The following is a 24,029-nucleotide window of genomic DNA, read 5'->3' as shown; positions in this document are numbered from 1 at the left end:
CCAAATGCCTGCAGCAGGCGCCGGGCATAAGCCATATAGGTGGGGTCGTCCAGATCGGGGGCAAAGGTTTTGTGATCCGGCGTCCAGGTGCCTTTGATCCCTTTATCGATAAGCCACTGGGGGATCTCTGAGCCAGACTCCGGCCCATCGAGGATCATAAACCGCAGACCGACATTCATGGCCGGCTGATGCGCGGCCGCAGCAGCAAACCCCTCATCCACCAGCGCAAAATTGTACTCTCCTTCTCGCGGTTCCACTTCGCGCCAGTAGTAGCGTCGATACTCAAGACCCGTCGCCGGATAGTCGGCAATGCTTAAGTCCTGATCGTGAAAACGGGCAACACCGTTTCCCGGGTTTGCCAGAGGACCGCTAAGGGCGGCCGGATTCACCGTTTGTAACCTGTCTGCGCTCTCCGCCCGGGCGCCATCTGAAAGGAATAGCAGTGCTCCGGCGACAAGAAGTAACAACCGATTTTTACGGCGTGGCAGTTTGTAAATGCACATTAAATACTCCTTTCCCCAGAGTGTTACATCCAACAGAGAAGATTTTATTTCACACGATATATTCCCGGACTCACCCAATATTACTATTTCCATGCGTAGACGCTGGGCTAATGTTGATATGTTACTGCGCGGGAAGAGCGAGTGTTATGATTCACCTTTCATACTTCTGGGACTAAAGACACCGCTTATTTCTGAGTTTATTCATATTTACTCATGAGTACCATGGTAAAATGTTCAATAAAAATAACAGAATAATCAAGAAGCTGTTCTTCCATGAGTCCTGGGACATTATGGTCATCAACAGCCACGGCCAGCATGTTTTCCCGGAAAACACGCTGGATATTCTCTGTAATGCGAAAGCACGGCAGCTTGATAAAAAATATATTTTCCAGGCCGATCCTTTTATTATCGATAAAGGTGAACGGCTGTATGTTTTTTATGAAGCTTTCTCCTTCCTCACCTCAAAGGGGGTACTGCGCTGCCGTGTCCTTAATAAAGACCTGGAGGAGATAGAAGACGTTAAGCTCGAGGGGTTTGACGACTTAAAATGTCATCTCTCCTTTCCCTTCCTGTTCGAACTCGACGGCAAACTGTTTATGATCCCGGAATCGGCAGAGCGGAAAGAGGTCATTTTGTTCCAGTCGGTTGATTTTCCCGCGCGCTGGGAAAAGGTGAAAGTCCTGGTTTCCGATATGGCCGTGACGGATAACGTAATCTTTGAGCTGAATGGCGTGAATTTCATGGCCTCCACCACCATGGACAATGAGCTGGTGATCCACACCTCAGACGCTATTCTCGGTGACTGGCAGCAAATTTCTCCTGACCTGGATATCTGTAATATGCATGCCAGAGGCGCCGGAAAGCCCTACTCGATCAACGATAAAACCTACCTCTTTACCCAGGAGTGCAGTGCTGGGTTTTATGGAAAATCCATATTCATCAAGGAATTGACCAATCTGACGCCGCATAAATATGAAGAAAAATTGGTCGGTAAAATAAGCCCGTCGATTAATAACAGTGACGGTATCCACACGTTAAACTTTACCGATAACTATATTGTCTACGATACAAAACACCTGACTTTCAGCCTACTTTCCACCCTTAAAAAGCTGACCTATAAAGTGATGGTGAATCACCGCAAGCGTCTTTTTAGCTAAGTGACAATAGCGGTATTCAGAACTAATCTAACCAGAGTGACAGGATAAACACTGTAAAAGAGCTCCCCTGCTCCGCCACGTCAGTGCGCGGGCCACTGCTGGCTTTTTGAGGGCGTTAATATGGCGATTCTGGTTACGGGCGGTGCAGGCTATATTGGTTCACATACGGTACTGGCATTACTCGAGCGGGGAGAAGAGGTCGTTGTTATTGATAACCTTTCAAATGCCTCGCAGGAGTCATTAATCCGGGTCGCAGAATTAACGGGCAAACGGCCAATAGTCTGTATTGCTGACATTCTGGATCGCGACGCTTTAAAAACCCTTTTCACTCAACACAGCATCACCGACGTCATTCACTTCGCTGGCCTTAAATCGGTATCTGAATCTATTGCACATCCTCTCGCCTATTATGAAAATAATGTGGCCGGGACGATGGTGCTTCTACAGGAAATGCAGCAGGCGGGTGTCTCCAGCCTTATTTTCAGCTCCTCGGCCACGGTTTATGGCAATCCCGATACCGTTCCCTTAAGCGAGAACTCCCCTACCGGCGGTACAACTAACCCATACGGCACTTCCAAGCTGATGGTGGAGCAGATTTTGCGAGATTTCGCGGCGGCGCAACCGCAATTCAGGATCACTTGCCTGCGCTATTTTAATCCGGTGGGGGCGCACCCTTCCGGGCGCCTGGGAGAAGATCCAAACGGGATCCCCAATAATCTTGTACCCTATATTTCTCAGGTTGCTATCGGCAAGCTGGCGTGTCTGACCGTCTTTGGCAATGACTATCCCACGCCTGACGGAACGGGCATTCGTGATTATATCCATGTGATGGACCTGGCCCACGGCCACCTGGCGGCGTTGGATCATAAAGACGAAGGGGACGCCTTCAAAGTCATCAACCTCGGTACCGGCGTCGGTTATTCGGTGATTGACCTGATCAAAGCATTCGAAAAAGCGGCGCAGACCAGAATCAATTACCGCATCGTTGGCAGGCGATCCGGCGATGTGGCAGAGTGCTGGTCAGATTCATCGCTGGCGCGCCAGCTTCTCGGATGGCAGGCGACGCGCAATTTAGATGAGATGATGCGCGACGCCTGGAACTGGCAGAAGAACAACCCCGACGGCTATAACGCCTGACTACCGGCAGGGTAAACAGGAGCCATATGGCTCCTGTTAATTACTGATATTTCAGGTTGAGCCACCAGTCCCAGATCCCGACGTGAAAGTGCTGGAACAGGTCTATCCCCAGGGCTGATTTGATCATATAGAGCGTCAGCAGCACGCAACACAGCAGGAACAGCGTGGCAAACAGAATGAGAAAAGTGACCACGATACGCGACAGCTTTGACTCCGGGCGCGACCGCGTGCGGAGATCCCGCCCCAGTAAAAACACCATATAGAGGCGTTTGCCGAAGAAAGGGAAACTTTTACGGATATCGATCCGGTGCCGCGACGCCAGGGTGATCGAGACGATCGCGCTCTCGATCTCCTCTTTTTGCTCAGGCGTCAGCTGAGCGGTCACGTTCTTATCAAGCACTTCGTAAAAACGATCGATAACGATCGGGTTTCTGGGCTTACTGGTCAATTTTAACCTATTGATTTGTCTAATTTGTGATAAATGGAGACGGTTTTCCTGGCGATTTCATCCCAGTTGTAACGCTTCAGAAAATCGCCGTAATCAACGCGGGGCAAATGCGCCTGGCTTGCCATTTTTGCTGCTAAATCAGCAACGTTTCCCAGCTTAAAACTGGTTTCATCCGGCAAACCGACCTCGAGGTTCGGCAGGATATCGCTCACCACCACTGGCAGGGAATAGGACATCGCCTCAAGTAGCGCAATGGGTAAACCCTCATGGTACGATGGCATCACAAAGAGCGACGCCCGAGAGAAGACAACCTGCAACGCCTCGCCCTTTAAAAACCCCGTCATCACCACGCCAGGCGTGTCAAACGCGAGCTGTTTCAAACGCAAACTGTATTCCGAGGGATGATCCGCATCTCCCACCAGCACCAGCGGCAGCGTCAGGCCTGACTGTTGGTATGCGGCGATGGCATCATGCATCCCCTTCTCTTCCACAAAGCGCCCGACCATCACGATATAGCGCTCGGGCTGCAGCTCGTAGCGCCCAAGGATCTTATCGATCGTCTCTTTATCCAGCGGGCCCGGCACGTTAACCCCGTTGTAGATCAGATGTGCATCATAACGGTGGTATTTCTGCTGGATCAGCTGGTTGATCACCTCGGAGATCACAATCACTTCGTGGGCATACTTCACCGCCACTTTCTCGCCGAGCATCAGGATTTTTTTCGCCATCTTGCCCCACTTCTGGCGATCGTAATCCGGCCCGTGATGGGTAAAGACCACGCGTTTACCCAGGAGGCGTAACAGCGGCACCACGAGACCCGGCCCGATGGCGTGAACATGAACAATATCGGATCGATCGACGAATGTCCTCAACGCAGCAATAACAGAGTGCACAATGGCCTCAAAACTGCGTTTTTTGGGCGCCCACAGCGCCAGGGTCTCCACGTTTTTGTAGCGTGAGCGCCGGTAGGGTACGTAGGGTGACCGGGCAATGACGCAAATCTCCACCTCATACTGCTGGCGGATAGCCGGGTAGAGATTCTGACAATGGGTTTCAACGCCGCCTAAGACATCCGGGATGCCGCGGGTACCCAACACCGTGATTTTTTTTGCCATGTTATCGCCCGTCGAGCAGCTCGCGGTAGAGCGCCTGCAACGTCTCCATGTGCTTACGCAGTGAGTATTTCTGGCAAAGTCTTTCGCGGCCTTTCTGCCCCATCTCCCGGGCCTGCTGCGGGTTTTCCGCGATCTCGTCCAGCGCATCGGCCAGATCCTGAGCGTTGCCAGGTTCAAACAGCAATCCTTCAATACCGTGTCGTATCTGCTCCGGGATGCCGCCAATTCGGGCCCCCACCACCGGGCGGGCGAACGACATCGCCTCCAGTACCGCCATGGAGCAGTTCTCATAACATTCAGAAGGCAGCACCACCGCCCGGGCATATTTAATCAGCGCATCCAGCTCCGGCCCTTGCTGCACATAGCCGAGGAACTCCGCATGGGGGAAGGTTTTTACCATGTCGTCATACAGCGGCCCGTGGCCGACCACCTTTAACGGCATTTTATTCCGCATAAGCTGATGCGCCTGGGTCAGCGTCGGCACCCCTTTTTCACGGCTCAGGCGGCCAACGTAGAGCAGATAGCCTTCGTCCGGGCCCTCTTCCGGCTGCTGACTATCGTCAATACCGTTCACGATGACATCGATACGGGAGACCGGCAGCGAGCGCCTCAGCTCGTTACGCAGAAATTCACTCGGGGAGACAATCACGTCCAGCGCCTGATAATTTTGCGCGATGTACTGCCAGGTCGCTTCTAAGGACAGCAGCAAACTCTTCGCCGCCGAGCCCTCCTGGCAGCGATAGCGAAACGCATTAAACACGCTGCCCGTCACGCAGGCATCACATACCTTGCCGTCACGCAGCATAGAGTAGGAGGGACACATAATTTTATAGTCGTGAGCGGTTAGCACCGTCTTACAGCCGAAATCCCGGGCGACTTTAATCAGCGCAGGCGTCAGCTGATGATAAATATTGTGGAAATGGACGATCTCCGGGCGCGTCTGTTGCAGCAGCGCCAGCATTTTTTTGCACGCCTCCCGGTTGTGAATAAAGCTGATGGCGGTTTTTGCTCCCGCCAGCAGGCCGCCCTCTTTGTGGTAATCCACATTAGTGACGAAGTAGTCCGCATAGTCAGAGGGAAAATTTTTCTCGTGCTGCATTGAGAAATCAATTACCTCCACCCCGGCCTCTTTCAGCATGTTACGTTCCTGAAAATAGACCGTTTCAGCTCCTCCTTTAATAAAGAAGAACTTATTCACCAGTAAGACTTTCATTACTCTACCTGCTCATGAATAACTTTATTGCCCGGTGGCACCCTGGGATCGCGAAGGGGGTGGAAAAGGCCTTTAACCAGCCCGGCAGAGAGCACCGCCAGATTAATCACGCTGTTGAGGCCGTTTTTTAATGAGCGGTTGCGAATGGTTTTCAGCAGGATGAAGGCCAGCAACGGCAGCAGCGCAATGTCGATCAGGCTGACGTCGAAAGTGAAGAACACAATCAGAACGATAAAGATGTAACTTGCGAAAATCACTTCGTTTTTCACCAGCATCAGCGCATCGCGAAACCAGGGCTTGCCCCATGCGCTGCGCAGCAGTTCTCCCGGCGCCTGATGAAACCCGCTTTTCCAGCGATAGCGCAGCATTTTAAAGGTCGGCATGGTGTAGGAGGTATGGCGGAAATAGGGCACGTTCAGGCGATGCAGTTTGTAGCCCGCGGTCAGCAGGCGAATGCCCAGCTCCGCCTCTTCATAGGCGTGCAGGCTGCGGTTGGTCAGATAACCGATGTCGGCAATCGCCGACAGGCGATACAGGCCGCCACCACCTAAATGGTCGCAGTCGCCCAGCGGATAGATCTTATTGATGCGCTGTTTGCGGGAGGTAAACTCATAGTTTGAGGCGTCGTCCATCTCCACCGTGCCGGCCACGCCAGCATAGCCAGGATTTTCCTGCAGAAACGCCACCGCCCGATCGATAAAGCCCGGCTCCAGCTCCATATCGCCATCCATCAGCAGAATGAACTCCCCTTCGCTGTGAAGGTAGCCCAGCTGATGCCCGACACCGCAACAGCGGTCTGCCGGTTCGGTTAACGACACCACCATCACCCCTTTATCGCTGGCCAGCTGCTGGGTGTTATCCGTAGAAAGACTGTCGGCAACGATAATTTTATGCGGATACTCAACGATCTGGCTGCGAATACTGTCGATGGTTTTCTCAATACACTCGGCTTCGTTAAACGTTTTAATACTTACGGTAATAAACGGTTTGTACATCAATAGAGCCCCGTATAACGGCGTACGGTCCGGCGGATAATCAAGCTGGAACCTAAAGATAAATAGAATAAGAATTGCAGCATTGGCACGATCATCAGTATCTGACTGTAGGGCAGACTAAGCAGACAGGCGATGGCAAAAACATTAAATGCCGGTGCAAAGCTCAGAAGCTGGAGATCTTGTTTATCAATTTGGTCAACGGATAACAGAGGTTCAGGCTGAACCACTTTCAGTATATAAACAAATAGCCCAATAAATATAAGCGTGCCCACCACGCCCACTTCCCAGAGCAGCATACTCATGGCGGTACTGTCGAGGATCAGGTTATAGACCTGATTCAGGAAACCTGGCGAGAGGAAGCTACCGCTGTTGGTGGCATTCAGCCCGTAGCCGAACAGCGTGCCCGGCAGCCCCGACAGGTCGTTATGCTGGAGCCAGAACGTCAGGGTAGTAAAACGCCCGATCTCCCCGCCTGGCAAGATGAAATTCGGGTCGAAAATATAGCTGAGTGAACCAAAGAAAACCGTGAACGGGTTCTCCGACATATCGATGCCATAAGCGGCGGTATAGCTGTAGGCGAGAATGACAATGGCCAGCCCGATTAACAACACCATCGCCACCAGAATGGAGAGCAGCACGGCTAAATTCACCCGACTCGCCTCTTTGACCCAGGAGGGCATAAGCCACACCCAGCCCAGCAGCAACGGCGACAGCAGGATCACGAATTTCACTTCACCAATAATGCACATCACAAACCCCAGCGCGATATGCAACGCCATGTTTTTAAAGCTGGTCAGCCCATGCTTATACTCCGAGACCTTCAGCAGCATGATCAGCAGACAGAACAGCCCCATCGCCGCGGTGTTGCCGCCACCCATCGGGTCACCACCGAACGTCCCCACCACGGAGTCCCATTTTTCCTCTTCGCCGTGTAACGCCACGCGCTGCGGCACCACAAAGAGGAGCTGGTAGAGCGCAACCGGGAACTGGATATAAAAAATCCAGTACAGGCCGCGCGTCACCTGATAGATCTGCGATTCCCGGCAGAAGCCCAGCAGAAGGCAGAGCATCACCAGCGAGAGCGCAATCTCATTCTTAAACCCGATAAGGGTAATCAGCGCCCCGCCCTGGAACAGGGTCGAAATCCCCGCCAGCACGATAAACGAGAGATAAAGCGTCAGAACAATCGCTTCCTGCGCATCCAGCCGCACGGGTTCATGGCGGGTTTGCAGCACGAGGAAACCGGCCATCAGCATCGTCATGAAGAAGGGGAGCCACAGCACCGCCAACTCACCGGTGAAATACTGCACCAGCCCGATGAAGATGAGGGTCAGCAGGGTGAAGGTTTGTAAGTAATGTCCGGTATTAAGATTCATGATGCCACTGACCCGTTTTTCAGAATGTCGGCGCGCTTATTCACCTTCAGGTAGATGAAGGCGTAGCGAATGAACGTCAGAATCGAAAATAAGATGATGGAGGTCGCATAGTCATTGTAAAAATAGGGCACAACGAGGAACGCGATAACCACAATCGCCAGTTGTTCAAGCTGGATCCGCAGGAAGTAGCGGTGCGAGCCAAAAATCAGTTCAATCACCGTCAGCGGACAGACCGCCAGCGCCGGGAAGAGGTAGGGCAGCATATAGCGCGAGGTCGGGACGGAGGCGATCCACTCCTCGCTGAAGCCCAGATTCATCACAATCGGATAGAAGATGAAGACCCCCAGCGTGCAGATCACCCCCAGCACCAACAGCAGCAGACGGACCTTCGTGTACTCTTCGTAGTTGAAGACGTTGTTTCTGAAATCTATCGACCATTTCGAGAAAATGGTGTTCCGCACCGCATTGCCGACAATCACCACCGGGGCCAGACAGAAGCGGCTCACCACCGAGAAGTAGCCCGCCGTTAAGGCCGAGAACCAGAAGTTGATGAGCATAATCGGCAGGTTGTTATTAGCCATCGCCAGCACTTCGGCACTGCCCACTTTGGTAATGTGGTGGATATTTTTTTTCAGGAACGCCAGGTTACTGGAGGGCCACAGGTGATGCAGGGTGACGGTGCGAATATCAAACGCCCGCAGAATGCAGGCGCTGGTCAGCGCCATCATCAGGATCGCCCACATCCAGTAAAACGCCATCACCTGGTGGGTGAGCAGCACGGAGACCACCACCACCACCGAGACGGAGATGCGTTGCACCACCAGAAAGCGAAAGTTTGCCGTACGCAGCGACAGGTTCTCGGCGACCAGCACCCAGGTATTCGAGAGCGTGAGCAGGTAAAGAAAGAGCATATTCTGGTGAAACAGCCAGCCCGTCAGCACCGCATAAGGAATGGCGATGGTCAGGCTTTGCAGGAGACAAAACACCACATTCTGGGCCAGCTCGTCATCCTGTTGTCTGGGGATCAACAGCTGCGAGGCAAAGGTGCAGACCTGCGCCCCAATCAGGGCAATACTGTAGTTGAGCGCGTAGAGCCCCACTTCGCCAAGATCGTACTTATGCGAAATGAGCCAGATCGACAGGGCACCAATCAGCTGTGAAATAACTGATGACCCTGCGATCGTGGAGGCGCTCTTGAGAAGACTCATGCCCGGCCTGTGTTATTCATCAGTTCATGCGTATGGTAGTTAAGTGAACGCAGCCCCTCTTTACTCTCCAGATTTTTATCCACGACCTGGTTCAGCACGCCGCCAATAATCACATTGTGGTGGTGGGTCGCTTTCTCAATCGCCGGTCCAGTGGTGTCGGCGGTGTTCAGACCCGCTTTGAGGACAAAGATCAGGCCGTCCGTTACCTGGTTAACCAGCTGCACTTCCTGGCTCTGATTCACTGCGGCGACATCGACAATGATGCGCTGGTAGCGGCTACGCAGCGAATCAATCAGCGGTTTTAACCGTTCAGGCGACAGCAGCAGCAGCGCCGAGACCGGGGTATTGCCGCGCGGCAGGAAATCGAGATTATCGTTGATCTTCACCAGCACGTTGTCGGTCGCGTTGTCGCCGCGCAGCACTTCTGCCACGCCAGGCGCCTTCGGTGAGCCCAGCTCGCCCGACAGCCCGTCGCTGTTAAAGAAGTCCATATCGATAAGCAGCGTTTTCTGGTCGAAGCTGAAGGAGCTCGCCAGCAGATTCGCCAGCAGCGTCCGTCCCTCTCCACCCTCCGCCGACGTCACGGTAATCACCTGCAGCGGATGGCTGCTGAGCATGATCTGGGTGCGCATGCTGTGAATAACGTCCGCGTTCAACGGATCGCTCATCATCAGATCGCGGATTTTGCTGCGCCCACCCACCCCCTTAAAGCGACGGATCTCACCCAGCGGCATCAGATTCAGCCGTTTTTGCATCTGGCTCAGGGTGTTCACCGACTTGTCCGTGGCCGTTTTCACCATGATGTACATCACGTAGAAGAGCATCACCAGCAGCACAATCATCAGCATCAGCAGCGGCTTGTTCGGTTTAGCCGGCTGCGCTGCGGGCACGGCAGGATCGTAGATCTCCGCATCCGCATCGGAATAAGAGCCGGGTAGTGCCAGCTCCTGCGTGCGCTGATAGGCCATCTTGTACATCTCTTCGGTTTTATCCAGCGCCAGCTTGAGATCGTTGTAGCCGTCACGCTTCAGGGAGAGCTTCTGGAAGTTCGCTTTCTGCTCTTCCAGCTGCTTCTGGTAATTTTTTTCGTCCGCCAGCGCCGCCTCGTAGGTCTGGCGTATTCCTGCCTCCTGCTCCCTGAGCGTCATCGCCGTTTGCGCCTGAATGGCACTGATACGCGCCCGGGCCTGGATCACTTTGTCATGCTGGGGACCGTAGGATTTCTCCAGTTGGGAAAGCTCGCTGTTGGCCTGGATCAGGGCAATGCGTAGATCCTGGATCTGGGCGTGATTTGAGATAGATGGCAGCGAAATAACCTGCCCCCGCGAGCCACCGGAGCGGATTTCGTTATAAACAGACTCAGCCGCTACCCGGCGCTCGGTCGCGTTTGCCAGGCGGTTGGTGATAATGCCCATCTGCTCCGTTTCAAAGCCATCAACACCACGGAAGGTTAGCAGCCCCTCTTTTGCCAGATAGCTATCCAGCGCACTCTTTTGCTGCACCATTTGCTGCTGGAGTTCCTGCAGCTTCTGCTGGTTATCTTCTCTCGCCTTCGCTGTTTTTTGCTGCTTGAGCGCAAGGGTGTAATTAATAAACGACTCCGCCACGCCATTGGCGATATCCGCCGCCAGCTGTGGCGAGGTGGATTCATAGGAGACGGTAGACAAATGGGTCGTACGCACGTTGCTGATCGTCAGATCCTTCTGCAGCGTTTTCAGGGCATGATCAACCCGCTGCTGTTCATTTGCAGGCGTTGCGCTACTGCCAGACCCCTCACCGTTAAACGCCGGGTTTTGATCGAGTTTTAGCGTGCGGATGGCTTGCTCAAGCACCACGCGCGATTGCATCAGCGCGTTTTGCGTTTCGTAGTACCCGTTACGGGTGGAGTCATAGCCTTCCACTTTCTGGAAAGGTGAAACATTGTCCGGCTGAGCTTTAATCAGTACCGTGGCAGTGGAAACATACTTCGATGACATCAAACTCATTAATGGCCAGGCAATCGCCCCGGCAATCACGCCGGAGAGAACGATTTTCCAGGAGTTCTTTTTAATTTCTCTGGCAAATCTGGCGATATCGATAGCGCTTTCTCGCTTTTTGCCATTTTCCACTATTGATAGTTTCATGGTCAGAAGAACCCTATGCCAATAATTACGAGATCGCCCGGGAGAACGGAGTGGGTAACATCAACATTTTCGAGTAACTCACCGGAGGATGATTGACGAATGCTGAGATCCGTACGGTCTGCCCGGTCGGTATAACCCCCCGCCAGCGCGATGGCTTTTTCCACGGTCATACCCGGCTCATAGGAATAGCCATTGGGGTTCTCAACTTCACCAGAGATATAGAACTTACGGAATTCGGCGATATTTACGGTCACCATGGGATTAAGCACAAAGCCATTACGCAGGCGTTGCGTAATCTCTGCATCGACCTGGCTTGCGGTTTTGCCCTTTAATTCCAGCTTGCCAATATAGGGGTAATTAATAGCCCCACTATTATCAAGTACTACTTTCATGGTCAGGTCAGGTTGACCGGCAACGTTAATGTTGACGATATCCCCGGAGCCCAGTAAATAATTTGCTGTATCGACCACACTATTGTCCTTTAACGTCGGCTGCGGTGATTTGCAGCCAGCAAAAAGGACACTGAGAAGTAAAAACGCGCACAGTTTCATTATTTTCATTTTAAATCTGAACCTTAGCTGTAAGCATAATCAAAGATTGATCGTAGCCCAACGTTTCAGTCACCACGCGATCGTCGTTAGGGCCGATGGTAAAGGTATCGGTATCTTTATTAGACTTAAGCGTATCTAGATGATATTCCACACCAAAGTTAATCGATGGTGTGAGGTCATAACCTACAATAAATGAAAACACGCCATTCTTATCGTGACGGTCCTTGTCCTGATCTTTGTAGTCTTCTGTAATGTATGCGTAATCAAGCAACGTCGTTAACCGGTTATTCATCCAAAAATGTTTGTATGAAACGCCGTACTCCGTGACTAAATTATATCCTCCCGCTTCGGAAGGGTCTTTAATACTTTGGGATGTTCTTAAGGTAAAAAGCGACTGTTGGAGAGGTCGCCATTCACCCAGAATATCCCAGTTAATCCCGTTAAAATCCTTCGATCCAGGGTTATTTTCAAAGGTTTTATAAAGCCACGACACGTTCATATCAACGTTCGTTTTGCCCGTCAGCTGCGACTGAATGCCATAACGCAAATAGTATTCATTACTGTCTTTTTCTGACGCATGGCCATAGCGAAACTGGTTGGTAATAAAACTATAGCGAAAACGCGTCTTAGATGTGTATTGATCGAAAATTTCTGCGATCAGCGTATTTTCGTCCCACTCCTGTTCGCGAATATATTGTGCAAAGTCCTCATCCTTGCTTTCAACCTGGCCGGTATTGCCGAAGGTCCACTTGCGGTGTATCAACGCCAGGTCTGCTCTTCCACGGCCATCTGGCGCACCGTAACTATAGCGCAGCTCACCGTTGAACAAATTGGTGGTTAACGGTGACCTCACGCCAAATTGCCGGAACTGTTCGGGCAGGAACCCTTCCGTCACGCCGCGCCCGCGCTCCTCATGGCCAAGGGAATCTTCCAGATTCAGGGTCAGGCCATGCATCAGCCCAAATCGCCAGTCGCCTTTAAAGCGAAAAAAGTGATCGTCATAATCATCCGCAGAATCGCTCGAGTAGTGGCGATAATCCCCGGAGTACATCAGCAGGTACTTATCCTGGCCCCGCTCCCCGTTCATGCTCAGGACCGGCTTGAGCCCCTGGAAGTCGGAGCCTTTTTCGTCGCTGTCGTGAGGCTGGAAAGTCACATTATCGTTATGCCCATAATCCACAGCGACGTTGCTCTGAAAGTCGATGCCCGCCCAGCCGATGTGTGATTTTGGCGTTAATTCTGCTAACGCGACCGGAGACGCTATCATCCCAGCGATAATAATTATTTTAGTATGCATTCTTACCGACAAATCCCTTAAAAATGGTTTTAATGATGATTTTTATATCTAACCAAAAGGACCAGTTCTGAATATATTCAATGTCGTACTGGACTCGCTTTTCCATTTTATATAGCGCATCAATTTCGCCACGATAGCCATTAATTTGCGCTAAACCTGTGATCCCAGGCTTTACTTTATGGCGAATCATGTAGTTTTCGACCTGCTTACGGTAAAGCTCGTTGTGCGCCACAGCATGAGGCCGCGGGCCGACAATCGACATATTTCCTTGAATAACATTGATGAACTGCGGTAGTTCATCCAGAGACGTCCGACGTAAGAATGCTCCAAAGCGCGTGACCCGGGGGTCATCTCGTGTCGCCTGTATCACCGTGTCGGTATTTTCCATGACTTTCATGGTCCGGAACTTCCAGACTTTGATCTTCTGCCCGCTCAGACCATAACGATCCTGTTTAAAGAAAACCGGGCCGCGCGAGGTGAGCTTGATGCCGATGGCAATGACGATCATTAACGAGACAATCATTACCATGATCGCGCTGCCCAGCACCAGATCTTCTGCGCGTTTAATAAACGAACCTCCGCCATCCAGCGGCGAAGTGAAAATACCGATCGTTTGTAAGTTATGGATAGAGCGTATCTGCGAAGTATTGGTACTGTAAGCGTAAAAGTCTGGCACGATGTAGGTATTGACAGTGGTATCAGACATCATGGCTAAAAAATGGCGTATACGCTGCAGCGCCACCATCGGCAGGGCGATGTAGATTTCATCCACTCTGCCCGCCTTCGCCTCCTCTACCAGCTTGATCACCGGCCCGTTATAAGGACTGGTAATTCTTTTCGCCAGTTCACCCAGCCGCTCCGGGCCACGTTCATCATAGAAGGCCAGCTCCAGCTGCACGTCCGCATATTCCAGCCGCAGGGCCTTTTCCGCCGCCAGGCCGTTATCGGTGATACCGATAATCGCCACTCTGATACGTTTTTTAGTCGACAGCTTAAAGATAATCAGCCGGCTCACGTAAAGAAAAGGGATCGGCGAGGCATACCAGAGCGGCATTGCCGGGATATTGCGCACATCAATAAAGCTCAGATAGCCTAAAGAATATAATTTCGCGACTAAAAGGCGCACCATGCCGATAAACAGGATGGCCAGAAACGCCGTCAGAAGAAGACGCCGCTGGTTGCGTAATTTGTTGTTTTTAGGCCGATACAGATAACACTCTGTGTACTCACCAAACAGTAAAAACGAGATGGAGTACAACAAGCTGATCAAAATCACAGTGTCGAAAGACTCCATTTTCAACCACCAACCACTCAGCATCAAAATTAAATTAATTGAGAAGAAATCAATTAATTTAATGAATACTGAGTAACCTCCATGGATGATCTTCTGCGAATTTCTCAGCATGTCCTGACCTACTTATAATTAAGCATCGGTATTATTTTTTTGTGCTAATTGCACTTGTAAGCGTAATAAAAATAATAAAATGCTGTTTCGCGCAAGGATACGTTACCGAAAAGATTCAGCATCTCAGGGTCTGTCTGCATTCACAACTACGTTGGTGTTGAACCCGGCATACACTTCTCTCATAGCGCTCAAAGCGTCGATTTTTTAGAGGCATCTGCTTGTATACAGCGTAAGCACTATTCAATCAAAGCGCCAATAAACTTTAGTCGTATTCCTTTTCGGTATGAAAAAAAACGATTACGCAGGCAAAATCAGGAAAACCATAGAAAATATGATCTACCTTATATGCTGTGACGTTATGGTGACGAAAGACACAAAACCCGGCCGAAGCCGGGTTTTGTTATTTACTCATTGATGCGGGGATGTTGATCGACCAGTCGGGAACGCTTCGCCTGCAGTTGCGCAATTTCAGCATCGATATCTTCTATCTTCTGCTCAATGTTGTCGTGGTGCTCACGCAGGATCTCTTTCGCTTCCTGAAGGTCAGACGCAGCAGGCGTCGCCCCTTTCAGCGGCAGGTTCGCCGTCTCTTTCATATAAATGCCGGTTACCAGACCGATGACCGCAATCACCATCAGGTAATACGCTGGCATCATCAGGTTCTGGGTACTCTCCACCAGCGACGCCGCCAGCGTAGGGGTCAGACCGGCGATCAGCACCGAGATATTAAACGCCGCCGCCAGTGCGCTGTAACGAATGTGCGTCGGGAACATCGCCGGCAGGGTGGAGGCCATCACGCCGATAAAGCAGTTAAGGATCACCGCCAGCATCAGCAGGCCGGCAAAAATCAGCCCGATCACATTGCTGTTAATCATAATGAAGGCAGGGATAGCCAGCGCGAACAGCGCGACACTGCCAAAAATAATGAAGGGGCGACGGCCAAAGCGGTCGCTCAGCAGACCCATGATCGGCTGGACAAACAGCATGCCCACCATAATGGCGATGATAATCAACACGCCGTGATCTTCCGAGTAGTGCAGGTTATGCGACAGATAGCTCGGCATATAGGTCAGCAGCATGTAATAGGTCACGTTGGTGGAGATCACCATACCGATACAGGTCAGCAGGCTGCGCCAGTGTTTGGTGGCAATTTCTCTGAACGAGACTTTCGGTCCATCCTGCAGCCCTTCGCGATCGCCCTGCTCCAGCTTATCAACATGCTGCTGGAACGCCGGGGTCTCTTCTAAGGCGTGACGCAAGTAGAGGCCGATAATGCCCAACGGCAACGCCAGGAAGAACGGAATACGCCAGCCCCAGGAGAGGAAGTTCTCTTCGCCCACCACGGTGGAGAGCAGCACCACTACGCCCGCGCCCAGCACGAACCCGGCAATGGAGCCAAAGTCGAGCCAACTGCCCATAAAGCCGCGCTTACGGTCCGGGGAGTATTCGGCGACGAAGATCGACGCCCCGGTATATTCACCCCCGACCGAGAAGCCCTGTGCCATCTTACAGAGCAGCAGCAGGATCGGCGCCCAGATGCCAATACTGGCGTACGACGGGATCAGACCAATACAGAAGGTGCTGACCGACATAATCACAATCGTGATGGCGAGGATTTTCTGACGGCCATACTTGTCCCCCAGCATCCCGAAAAACAGGCCACCCAGCGGTCGGATAAGGAAAGGAACAGAGAAGGTCCCGAGGGCGGCAATCATCTGCACGCTGGGATCGGCATCGGGGAAGAAGACTTTACCTAGCGCATAGGCCACGAAGCCATACACACCAAAATCGAACCATTCCATCGCATTACCGAGCGAGGCGGCGGTGATCGCTTTACGCAGTTTGCCGTCGTCAATAATGGTGACGTCGCGCAGGGTGATCGGTTTAACTTTTTTCCTTTTAAGCATTGCTATCCTCATAGACTAAGCCCAGTCCTCACCACAGCGCTGAAAAATGCGCTCTATGGAACCCGGGAAGCGCTTCATGCGCATTCTCGTCTCTCAAGCGTAGCAGGTTTACTTACACTGACCTTTCGGACCGGTACAACCGAACCTGTTGACGCCTGTCTGGGCTGTGAATGACAGCCTTTACCCTACCAGCGTTTATATGTGTGATCAACTTCACATATTTTTTTATGGTTATCACCAGAAGTGTCAAAACTGTAAATACATGCCCATCAGTTGTTTCTTATGTCTGGTTCTGTAAATACCCTTTCGAACGTTATTATTTGCTGTGAAATTAAAAAAGAACGACATTATTTTACAATGCATTTACAGCGGTTTTAATAATCAAGAGGCAAATATCGTGTTTCCTTAAAATATGTGACGAAGATAACTAAAACACTGTTTTATTTTGATTGAATCGCAATTCCAACGATCGCATCATAAGCCCGTTACAACGAGTCTGGTGGCCTTTGAGTAAAGGCTTAAAAAAACCAAACTGGTTATATCTGCTGTATGAATGACGAATCCGCTGACGCCACCAGGTCACAATTCGTTGAATTCATTAGATTATTAAATATCACTTGTCCGCTGGCGATGCGCGATGAGATGTGAGGGTTGATGATGAAGATTAAAGCCGCGATAGAACGCATCCCCGGAGGGATGATGCTGGTTCCGCTGGTTCTGGGTGCAATTTTAAATACCTTAGCGCCTAATACTGGAGCCTATTTTGGTGGATTCACCAAAGGCATGATTACCGGCACAGTACCGATCCTTGCGGTCTGGTTCTTCTGTATTGGCGCTTCCATAAATTTACGTGCAACGGGTACGGTATTACGTAAATCCGGTACGCTGGTAATAACCAAAATTGCCGTGGCGTGGATTGTGGCGATGGTTTGTGCCATGTTTATTCCGGAAAACGGTATTCAGACCGGCTTCTTCGCAGGCCTCTCGGTGCTGGCCATTGTTTCTGCAATGGACATGACCAACGGTGGCCTGTATGCCAGCCTGATGAACCAGTACGGCACCAAAGAGGAGTCCGGCGCGTTCGTGCTGATGTCTCTGGAATCTGGCCCGCTGATGACCATGCTGATCCTCGGCTCCGCCGGTCTGGCCTCCTTTGAACCGCACCACTTTGTCGGCGCCGTCCTGCCGTTCCTGATCGGTTTTGCCCTCGGCAACCTGGACCACGATCTGCGCGACTTCTTCAGCAAAGCGACTCCGGTTCTGATCCCGTTCTTTGGCTTCGCGCTGGGTAACACCATCAACCTGAACGTTATCCTCGATACGGGTCTGCTGGGTATCGTGCTGGGTGTGGCGGTTATTATTATCACCGGTATCCCACTGATTATTGCCGACCGCGTTATCGGCGGCGGGAATGGTACTGCGGGTGTCGCCGCCTCTTCCGCAGCAGGCGCTGCGGTGGCAAACCCGGTGATTATCGCCCAGATTAACCCCGCGTTCGAACCGGTTGCCGCCTCCGCTACCGCGCTGGTTGCTGCAAGCGTCATCGTCACCGCGATTCTGGTGCCGATTATTACCGCGCTGTACGCCAAACGCTTTGGCAACGTCCCAACCACGACCGAAGAACAGCGCCCGGTTGAATCACTGCACCACTGAGATATAAGCCCTCGCCCGGACTATTCTCTCCCTGGAGAGAGGGTTAGGGTGAGGGGGAACATGCAACTCCGTTGTTGGTTCCGTTCACCTTACGTTCTTTGCCTCTCTGTCACACCTGAACCGGTGAACGTGCCAGGGGGGCTCGCCGCCTCCCCCTGGCTACCCCGGCTCCCGGCAAAGAAAATCGCCGCTTCGCGGTTCCTTCGGCTTATTCCCTTCGGCTATCGGGTCGGGCGTGATCCTACATCCATGTAGGTCACGCCCTCTCGGCGCATCCCTGCGCCTCGCCCCGGCCTACGGTCAACGCCTCAGCGATTTTCAGCCGGACCAGGGAGTCGCTGTAAGTCTTTTATTACTCTCTAATTATTTCATTGCGTTAAGCATAAGAAAATGACTAAGGATTCCTCAGCCCCTCACGGGAGAGGGAATCCCCTACTCCCCAAAAACCTCCTCCACCATCGCTTTCGCCAGCCTCGCCGCCGAACACAACCGCGGCATCCCCAGCGCCACATTCTGCCAGCTTTGCGTCACCGACCAGCACACCGGATGCCTGTCCACATCACACCAGTCACCCAGCCAGCCCAGCATATCTTTATGGTCGATAATCCCCGGCGTACTGGGCGTGGTGAGCCACTGGTGATAAAAATGGCGGGTATTAGGTGCAGCGTTGATCCCCTGCGCCAGATAGTTAGCCACCATGCTGCACAGGTTATCTTTTAACATGGCGCTGACGTCCGCATTCGCCAGCCGACAGGCATCACCGAACGCCCCCCAGCGCAGCTCCTCCAGCGCCACATAACCGCGACCGGCCAGCGACCAGCCGTCGTAGTGCCCGGCGCGCCAGCGGGTAAAAATCTGCTCGCTGTGAACGCCTGCCTGCACCGTTAATCCGCGCTGGGTTAACGCCTTCTCTTTGAACTGCGCACGTTGCTGAAAATGGGCGGAGAGGGTTTCGTATTGATGCACCACGCCAATCGGCGGCTGATTGCGCAGGCTGGCCTGCTGGCGCAGCGTGGAGAGAATGTGCGTCATGCGGGTCAACGCCAGATGGCCGGGGTCGAACATGCCCGCCAGCTTCTCTGCCAGCCCGAGTCGCAGCACAGCATTTTCGCTGAACATTCCCCCCATGGCCCACTGACGAAGATGAGACTGCGCCATGATCTCCTGGGTTAAACGCTCACGAAAGTGCTGCTGTTGCGACACCACAGAGGTGTGACGCTGCGCGTCAGCCCCCTGCACCAGGTCGACCATAAATTTAGGATGGATACATTCCAGCGTCCGTCCGGGACCGTCCAGTAGTTGTTTTGTCATGGTTGCTCTGCCGCGAATAACGTTTGAATATCATCGCGTAACAGTCGGGTATCTTCCTGAATCCACGTCGCAGTCGTAATGCATTGCTGCAACAGCTGGCTGAGCGCCCGTGTGGCATGCTCATTTTGCTGACGCACTGCGAGGCTATCACGCAAGCTTTCCTGTAACCCTGCAAGGCATAACGAGAATTCCGCAAAGAATGTCGCCATACCCGCTGTAACAGAGACATCGACCTGCGCAGCCAAAGCTTTACGAATTTGTTCACAAAAGTGATCTATATGCTGTTTAAATTTTTCATGAAGCTCTGACACGTTAATAACATAGCGCGTCCGCGTCATTACATAATCTTCCCAGCCCCAGCCCGGATTATTCAACCAGCGGGAGACCGTGTCGCGCAGTGCACTGCTGGTTCCCTGCCCCTGGCCAGCCGGCAGGCTCTCCTGAGCGATAGCATCGCTGAACAGCCCCCGGGTATTGAAGTTAAGCTGGTTTGCCTGAAACGCCGGGAAGCTGATCCGCGCGCGGAATCCGGCATGGCTTAGCTCCTCTTTAATCCGCGTTTCAATGGGCCGCATGGCGTCGTTCAGGGAGCGGGCCAGCGTGGTTTCCAGCTGGTCAAACCGCAGCGACAGCTCGCGACCGATTTTTGCCTGTGCATCCAGCAGGATCATTTCACAGGAGGAGCGGATTTTGCTCAGCAGGATTTGCGCCTGACCTTCATCGTCCAGCACCAGTTGTCCCGGGGTAGCTAACGCCTCGGCATGGAGCGTGTGCGGCTTAAACCCGGCCAGATCGAGCAAATTATCCGGGTTGAAGATGTGCGCGACCGCATGTTTGATATCGTTCTGCTGCGTGCTGATAAACAGGTCGGTCGCCGCCAGCGCCTGTCCGACTTCATGCCGCACCTCATTGCTTACCGACGCCTGGCGGGACTGCAACAGCGCCATATCCTCTTCCAGGCGGGCGATATTCAGCTCCAGCTCGTCGAAGGCGACCGTCAGCCCCTGATAGCGGAAATCGAGATACTCCCGGGCGTTCTGGGCATAGTTCAACAGCTTATGCGACGCCGAGCGTAACGCATACAGCGAGGCATTGGCGTAGGCAGCATAAATCAGCTTACGGATCGGCTGCTCAAAGAGGGAATCCTCCCACAGCAGATCGGCGGAGTGGCGAACGTGCTCAATATCGTCCAGATCGGCAGTCCGCCAGCGGCGGCCCAGCGCAGCTTCGGCAAAATCCTGCACCCAGCGCTGCTCCTGGTGATCCGGCAGCTTGCCGTGCTGATTCAGTTCATGACGCGCCCGATTCGCCAGGTATCCCCACATCGAGGAGACCGGGAAGATCTGCCCCGGAGAGATATGGCCTTTCATCAGGGTGCCGGAGATCATCGCCCGCACCTGCTCTTCATCATCGCTGTTGCGGTCTTTCTGATCGAATTTGTTGACCAGCGCGTAGAGCGGTACCGATTTGCTGACGGCAGAAATAGCCAGCCGCACTTCGGCGTCCGAAATCGACTTCAGTTGCGTATAGTCCATTACCGCCAGCACCGCCGAAGCGCGGGCGAGCTGCTCAGTAAGCATTTTTTGCAGATGCGGTTGCCCGGCCTCATTCGGCCCGGGGGTATCCAGCAGGGTTAATTGCCCCAAATGACCATCCAGCCCGGCCAGATGGACAAACTCCACCTCAATAACCGGGATATTCTCAATCGCTGCATAGGCGGAGAAGGGAAAATCTGTTCCAAGCGCCTGAGAAAGTCGCACTAAATCATTCAGGTTTTTTAAACAATTAAATATCGGCTGCGCGCCTAAATAATGTTTTTCAAACGCTTCGCCGGTTTCAATGCGCCCCAGCAACGCATTCATATCTTTATCAATTTCAAGTTGCTGGGCCAGCTTGCCGCGATCGTAATTGGCCAGCTTCTTTTGCATTTGTTTTATTAATGTATCGATCGGCGCCACGTGAGAAAAATGCAGCACCGGCTCCTTCTGACCAGGCGTATGACGGATCAGCGTCGGCAAGGCGGTCATGGGACGGTTGCGATTGGGCAACACCTCCGTTCCCACAATGGCGTTAATCGTCGTCGATTTACCGGCTTTCATGGTGCCCACAATCGCCAGCACCATCTCCAGACGGGTAATTTTGCGCAGTTCATTATTCAGCATGGACTGCTGCGCTTCTAAACCACGGGTACTAAAATGTAGAGGTAAAACGTTGCTGGTTTCGCCGGTAATGGCCGATGTTGCATTGTCCAGCATCGCAACAGGCATGGCGCTTAGTGACTCGAGATTCTGCAATGAGAGTTGCAGCAGTCTTTCAGCTTCCTGGCTTAACTCAAATATTGTTTGTGTATGCATAGTAAAAAGCCTTCCCTTAACACAAATTTTATATAACCGAATTATTTTAAGAATGAAGGATCGGCTTATATGATTCCGTGTAGCAAATATGTTCGACGCAAAATAATTGCCTGATGACAATCAAATATATTCTTTAAGCGCTGAAAGCAGCGGAGCGCGCTCCTTCGGTCAGGGAAACCGAAAGACTAAGAGCGTAGCTCAAATTTAATAAATTTCAGGATAAACCATCTTTAATCGCCCACCAAAAATGAGGGGGTAATCATCCCTGCAAGCCCGGGGATGGCTATAAAAACATTTACGGTGAATATCATTAGCACCTTAACCTTATCCGAAATGACACGGCGTATCAATTTGCCGCAATAAAATATTATTGCTTTCATTCGCAAGCGTTTCATTCTCGCGCCGGGTACTTATCATTACCTGAGTCACTGACAGACTCTGTCATCAGAAACGCTTTTTTTAGCCAAAAGCGAAAAATAATATCACCGACAAAAGTAAGGACATGCGCTATACTTGCCGCCTTTTTCGACAACCTGTCGATTTTTGGCGGGCCTCATTGCCGCCGGTTCGCACTATTTTGAGGAGAACACCATGCAGCTTCCACACTGTCCTAAATGCAACTCTGAATACACCTATGAAGATAACGGTATGTTCATCTGCCCGGAATGCGCTTACGAATGGAACAACGCAGAACCCGTAGCCGAGAGCGATGAGCTGATCGTTAAAGATGCCAACGGCAACCTGCTGGCGGATGGCGACAACGTCACCGTCATTAAAGATCTGAAGGTCAAAGGCAGCTCATCGATGCTGAAGATCGGCACCAAAGTGAAGGGCATCCGTCTGGTCGAGGGCGACCACAACATCGACTGTAAAATTGACGGCTTCGGCCCGATGAAGCTCAAATCCGAGTTCGTGAAGAAGAACTGATTTGTCGTTGTCTTTTGAGGCCCGGCAAGCGCAGCGCCGCCGGGCACTTTTGCCGGATGCGCTTCGTTTATCCGGCCTACAGATACCTCCCCCTTCTTGTTGATCGCCTGTCATCGCTTTCACCTCAACTCTTCAAACTCTCGCAACCAACACTTAACCTAAATGTCACATTGATCCGCCAGCATGAGGCCACATTTGAATTGAGGCCTTACCCATGCACACTGTCATCCGTGTCGAGAAACTCAGCAAGACCTTCCATCATAACAAGGCTCTGCATGCCGTTGATCTGACCGTCCAGCAGGGCGAAATGGTAGCGCTGCTCGGGCCATCCGGTTCAGGTAAATCCACTCTTCTGCGCCACTTAAGCGGCCTCATCACCTGCGACAAAACCTCAGAAAGCCACGTTGAGCTGCTGGGCAATACCGTGCAGCGCGCGGGCCGTCTGGCGAGTGATATCCGCAAAAGCCGCGCCCAGACCGGCTACATCTTCCAGCAGTTCAACCTGGTGAACCGCCTGACGGTGCTGGAGAACGTGCTGATTGGTGCGCTCGGCAGCACCCCGTTCTGGCGCACCTGTCTGCGCTGGTTCTCGCCAGCTCAGAAGCAGGAGGCGCTGCAGGCGCTCACCCGCGTCGGCATGGCCCACTTCGCCCACCAGCGCGTCTCCACCCTTTCTGGCGGTCAGCAGCAGCGCGTGGCCATTGCCCGGGCGCTGATGCAGAAAGCCAAAATCATTCTCGCCGATGAGCCGATCGCCTCGCTGGACCCGGAGTCGGCCCGCATCGTCATGGAAACCCTGCGCGACATTAACCGCAAGGACGGCATCACCGTGGTGGTCACGCTGCACCAGGTGGATTACGCCCTGCGCTACTGCGAGCGCATCGTCGCCCTGCGTCAGGGGCACGTCTTCTTCGATGGCGCCAGCCATCAGTTTGATAACGAAAGTTTTGATCATCTCTACCGCAGCATTAACCGCGTCGAAGAGCGCGCGCAGGCTGATTAACGTCCCCACAATGAGGAATGGAAATGAGCTATAAGACGGTTGCCGCGCTGGCCTTCACCAGCATGTTCAGCATCAGCACCCTGTTCAGCCCTGCGTTTGCAGAGGAGCAGGAAAAAGCGCTGAATTTCGGCATTATTTCGACGGAATCACAGCAGAACCTGAAGCCACAGTGGGAACCGTTCCTGAAAGATATGGAAACCAAACTGGGGATCAAAGTGAACGCCTTCTTCGCCCCGGACTACGCGGGCATCATCCAGGGGATGCGCTTCAATAAAGTGGATATCGCCTGGTACGGCAACCTCTCGGCGATGGAAGCGGTGGATCGTGCCAATGGTCAGGTCTTTGC

19 protein-coding genes and 1 pseudogene are annotated in these 24,029 nt (G+C 52.5%); 6 read left to right on the top strand and 14 right to left on the bottom strand.

Annotated elements, in window-relative coordinates:
* Positions 1-503 (bottom strand): annotated as a pseudogene (locus WFM46_RS17175) (DUF4832 domain-containing protein); the annotation flags it as partial.
* Between the two features lie 230 nt (positions 504-733).
* On the opposite strand from WFM46_RS17175, the gene WFM46_RS17170 reads away from it, so the two are divergent.
* Complete coding sequence (locus tag WFM46_RS17170; protein ID WP_336998106.1) at positions 734-1,660, top strand: glucosamine inositolphosphorylceramide transferase family protein; 927 nt, start codon at positions 734-736, stop codon at positions 1,658-1,660.
* 120 nt (positions 1,661-1,780) lie between these two features.
* Positions 1,781-2,797 (top strand): UDP-glucose 4-epimerase GalE, encoded by a 1,017-nt coding sequence (galE, locus tag WFM46_RS17165; RefSeq protein ID WP_180209327.1) that lies wholly within the window; start codon positions 1,781-1,783, stop codon positions 2,795-2,797.
* 40 nt (positions 2,798-2,837) lie between these two features.
* On the opposite strand, the gene WFM46_RS17160 is transcribed toward galE, so the two are convergent.
* From WFM46_RS17160 to proP, 11 genes are all read right to left on the bottom strand, one after another.
* The gene (locus WFM46_RS17160) at positions 2,838-3,245 is read right to left on the bottom strand and encodes a hypothetical protein (protein WP_103177925.1); all 408 of its coding nucleotides are present in this window, start codon (positions 3,243-3,245) and stop codon (positions 2,838-2,840) included.
* Between the two features lie 2 nt (positions 3,246-3,247).
* Positions 3,248-4,360 (bottom strand): glycosyltransferase family 4 protein, encoded by a 1,113-nt coding sequence (locus WFM46_RS17155; protein ID WP_336998105.1) that lies wholly within the window; start codon positions 4,358-4,360, stop codon positions 3,248-3,250.
* A 1-nt stretch (position 4,361) separates the two neighbouring features.
* On the bottom strand, positions 4,362-5,573 hold the full coding sequence (locus tag WFM46_RS17150; protein WP_336998104.1) for a glycosyltransferase family 4 protein: 1,212 nt from the start codon (positions 5,571-5,573) through the stop codon (positions 4,362-4,364).
* A complete protein-coding gene (locus WFM46_RS17145; RefSeq protein ID WP_103177922.1) occupies positions 5,573-6,571 on the bottom strand; it encodes a glycosyltransferase in 999 nt (332 codons plus the stop codon). Before WFM46_RS17145 ends, WFM46_RS17150 begins: the two co-directional genes overlap by 1 nt.
* The gene (locus WFM46_RS17140) at positions 6,568-7,944 is read right to left on the bottom strand and encodes a capsular biosynthesis protein (protein ID WP_159340244.1); all 1,377 of its coding nucleotides are present in this window, start codon (positions 7,942-7,944) and stop codon (positions 6,568-6,570) included. Before WFM46_RS17140 ends, WFM46_RS17145 begins: the two co-directional genes overlap by 4 nt.
* Positions 7,941-9,152, bottom strand: coding sequence for a lipopolysaccharide biosynthesis protein (locus WFM46_RS17135; RefSeq protein WP_103177920.1), 1,212 nt, complete (start codon positions 9,150-9,152; stop codon positions 7,941-7,943). The genes WFM46_RS17140 and WFM46_RS17135 overlap by 4 nt, the downstream gene beginning before the upstream one ends.
* Positions 9,149-11,275 (bottom strand): GumC family protein, encoded by a 2,127-nt coding sequence (locus WFM46_RS17130; protein ID WP_336998103.1) that lies wholly within the window; start codon positions 11,273-11,275, stop codon positions 9,149-9,151. Before WFM46_RS17130 ends, WFM46_RS17135 begins: the two co-directional genes overlap by 4 nt.
* Positions 11,276-11,277: 2 nt before the next feature.
* Positions 11,278-11,835, bottom strand: coding sequence for a polysaccharide biosynthesis/export family protein (locus WFM46_RS17125; protein ID WP_103825453.1), 558 nt, complete (start codon positions 11,833-11,835; stop codon positions 11,278-11,280).
* 1 nt (position 11,836) lies between these two features.
* On the bottom strand, positions 11,837-13,123 hold the full coding sequence (locus tag WFM46_RS17120; RefSeq protein ID WP_159340246.1) for an outer membrane beta-barrel protein: 1,287 nt from the start codon (positions 13,121-13,123) through the stop codon (positions 11,837-11,839).
* Entirely contained in the window at positions 13,113-14,528 is a 1,416-nt protein-coding gene (locus WFM46_RS17115) for an undecaprenyl-phosphate glucose phosphotransferase (RefSeq protein WP_159340247.1), read from the bottom strand. The genes WFM46_RS17120 and WFM46_RS17115 overlap by 11 nt, the downstream gene beginning before the upstream one ends.
* A gap of 404 nt (positions 14,529-14,932) precedes the next feature.
* Positions 14,933-16,435, bottom strand: coding sequence for a glycine betaine/L-proline transporter ProP (gene proP / locus WFM46_RS17110; protein WP_103177915.1), 1,503 nt, complete (start codon positions 16,433-16,435; stop codon positions 14,933-14,935).
* Between the two features lie 657 nt (positions 16,436-17,092).
* Here proP and kdgT point away from each other — a divergent pair.
* The gene (gene kdgT / locus WFM46_RS17105) at positions 17,093-18,088 is read left to right on the top strand and encodes a 2-keto-3-deoxygluconate transporter (protein ID WP_156655428.1); all 996 of its coding nucleotides are present in this window, start codon (positions 17,093-17,095) and stop codon (positions 18,086-18,088) included.
* A gap of 432 nt (positions 18,089-18,520) precedes the next feature.
* On the opposite strand, the gene WFM46_RS17100 is transcribed toward kdgT, so the two are convergent.
* Together WFM46_RS17100 and crfC are read right to left on the bottom strand one after the other, a co-directional pair.
* Positions 18,521-19,399, bottom strand: a complete 879-nt coding sequence (locus WFM46_RS17100; RefSeq protein WP_336998102.1) for a diguanylate cyclase regulator RdcB family protein — start codon at positions 19,397-19,399, stop codon at positions 18,521-18,523.
* Positions 19,396-21,753: a clamp-binding protein CrfC gene (gene crfC, locus WFM46_RS17095; RefSeq protein ID WP_156653752.1), complete on the bottom strand. Its 2,358-nt coding sequence runs from the start codon at positions 21,751-21,753 to the stop codon at positions 19,396-19,398. The genes WFM46_RS17100 and crfC overlap by 4 nt, the downstream gene beginning before the upstream one ends.
* 591 nt (positions 21,754-22,344) lie before the next feature.
* Here crfC and WFM46_RS17090 point away from each other — a divergent pair.
* From WFM46_RS17090 to WFM46_RS17080, 3 genes are all read left to right on the top strand, one after another.
* Positions 22,345-22,680, top strand: a complete 336-nt coding sequence (locus tag WFM46_RS17090) for a zinc ribbon domain-containing protein YjdM (protein ID WP_156653751.1) — start codon at positions 22,345-22,347, stop codon at positions 22,678-22,680.
* Positions 22,681-22,894: 214 nt separating this feature from the next.
* A complete protein-coding gene (gene phnC, locus WFM46_RS17085; protein ID WP_336998101.1) occupies positions 22,895-23,683 on the top strand; it encodes a phosphonate ABC transporter ATP-binding protein in 789 nt (262 codons plus the stop codon).
* Between the two features lie 23 nt (positions 23,684-23,706).
* Positions 23,707-24,029: PhnD/SsuA/transferrin family substrate-binding protein (locus tag WFM46_RS17080; protein WP_336998100.1), on the top strand; the 323-nt coding region annotated here is incomplete at its 3' end.

Source organism: Leclercia sp. M50 (assembly GCF_037150775.1).
Lineage (GTDB): Bacteria > Pseudomonadota > Gammaproteobacteria > Enterobacterales > Enterobacteriaceae > Enterobacter.
The sequence above is the reverse complement of the archived record's forward strand: the minus strand, read 5'-3'. Positions and strand labels throughout refer to the sequence as shown.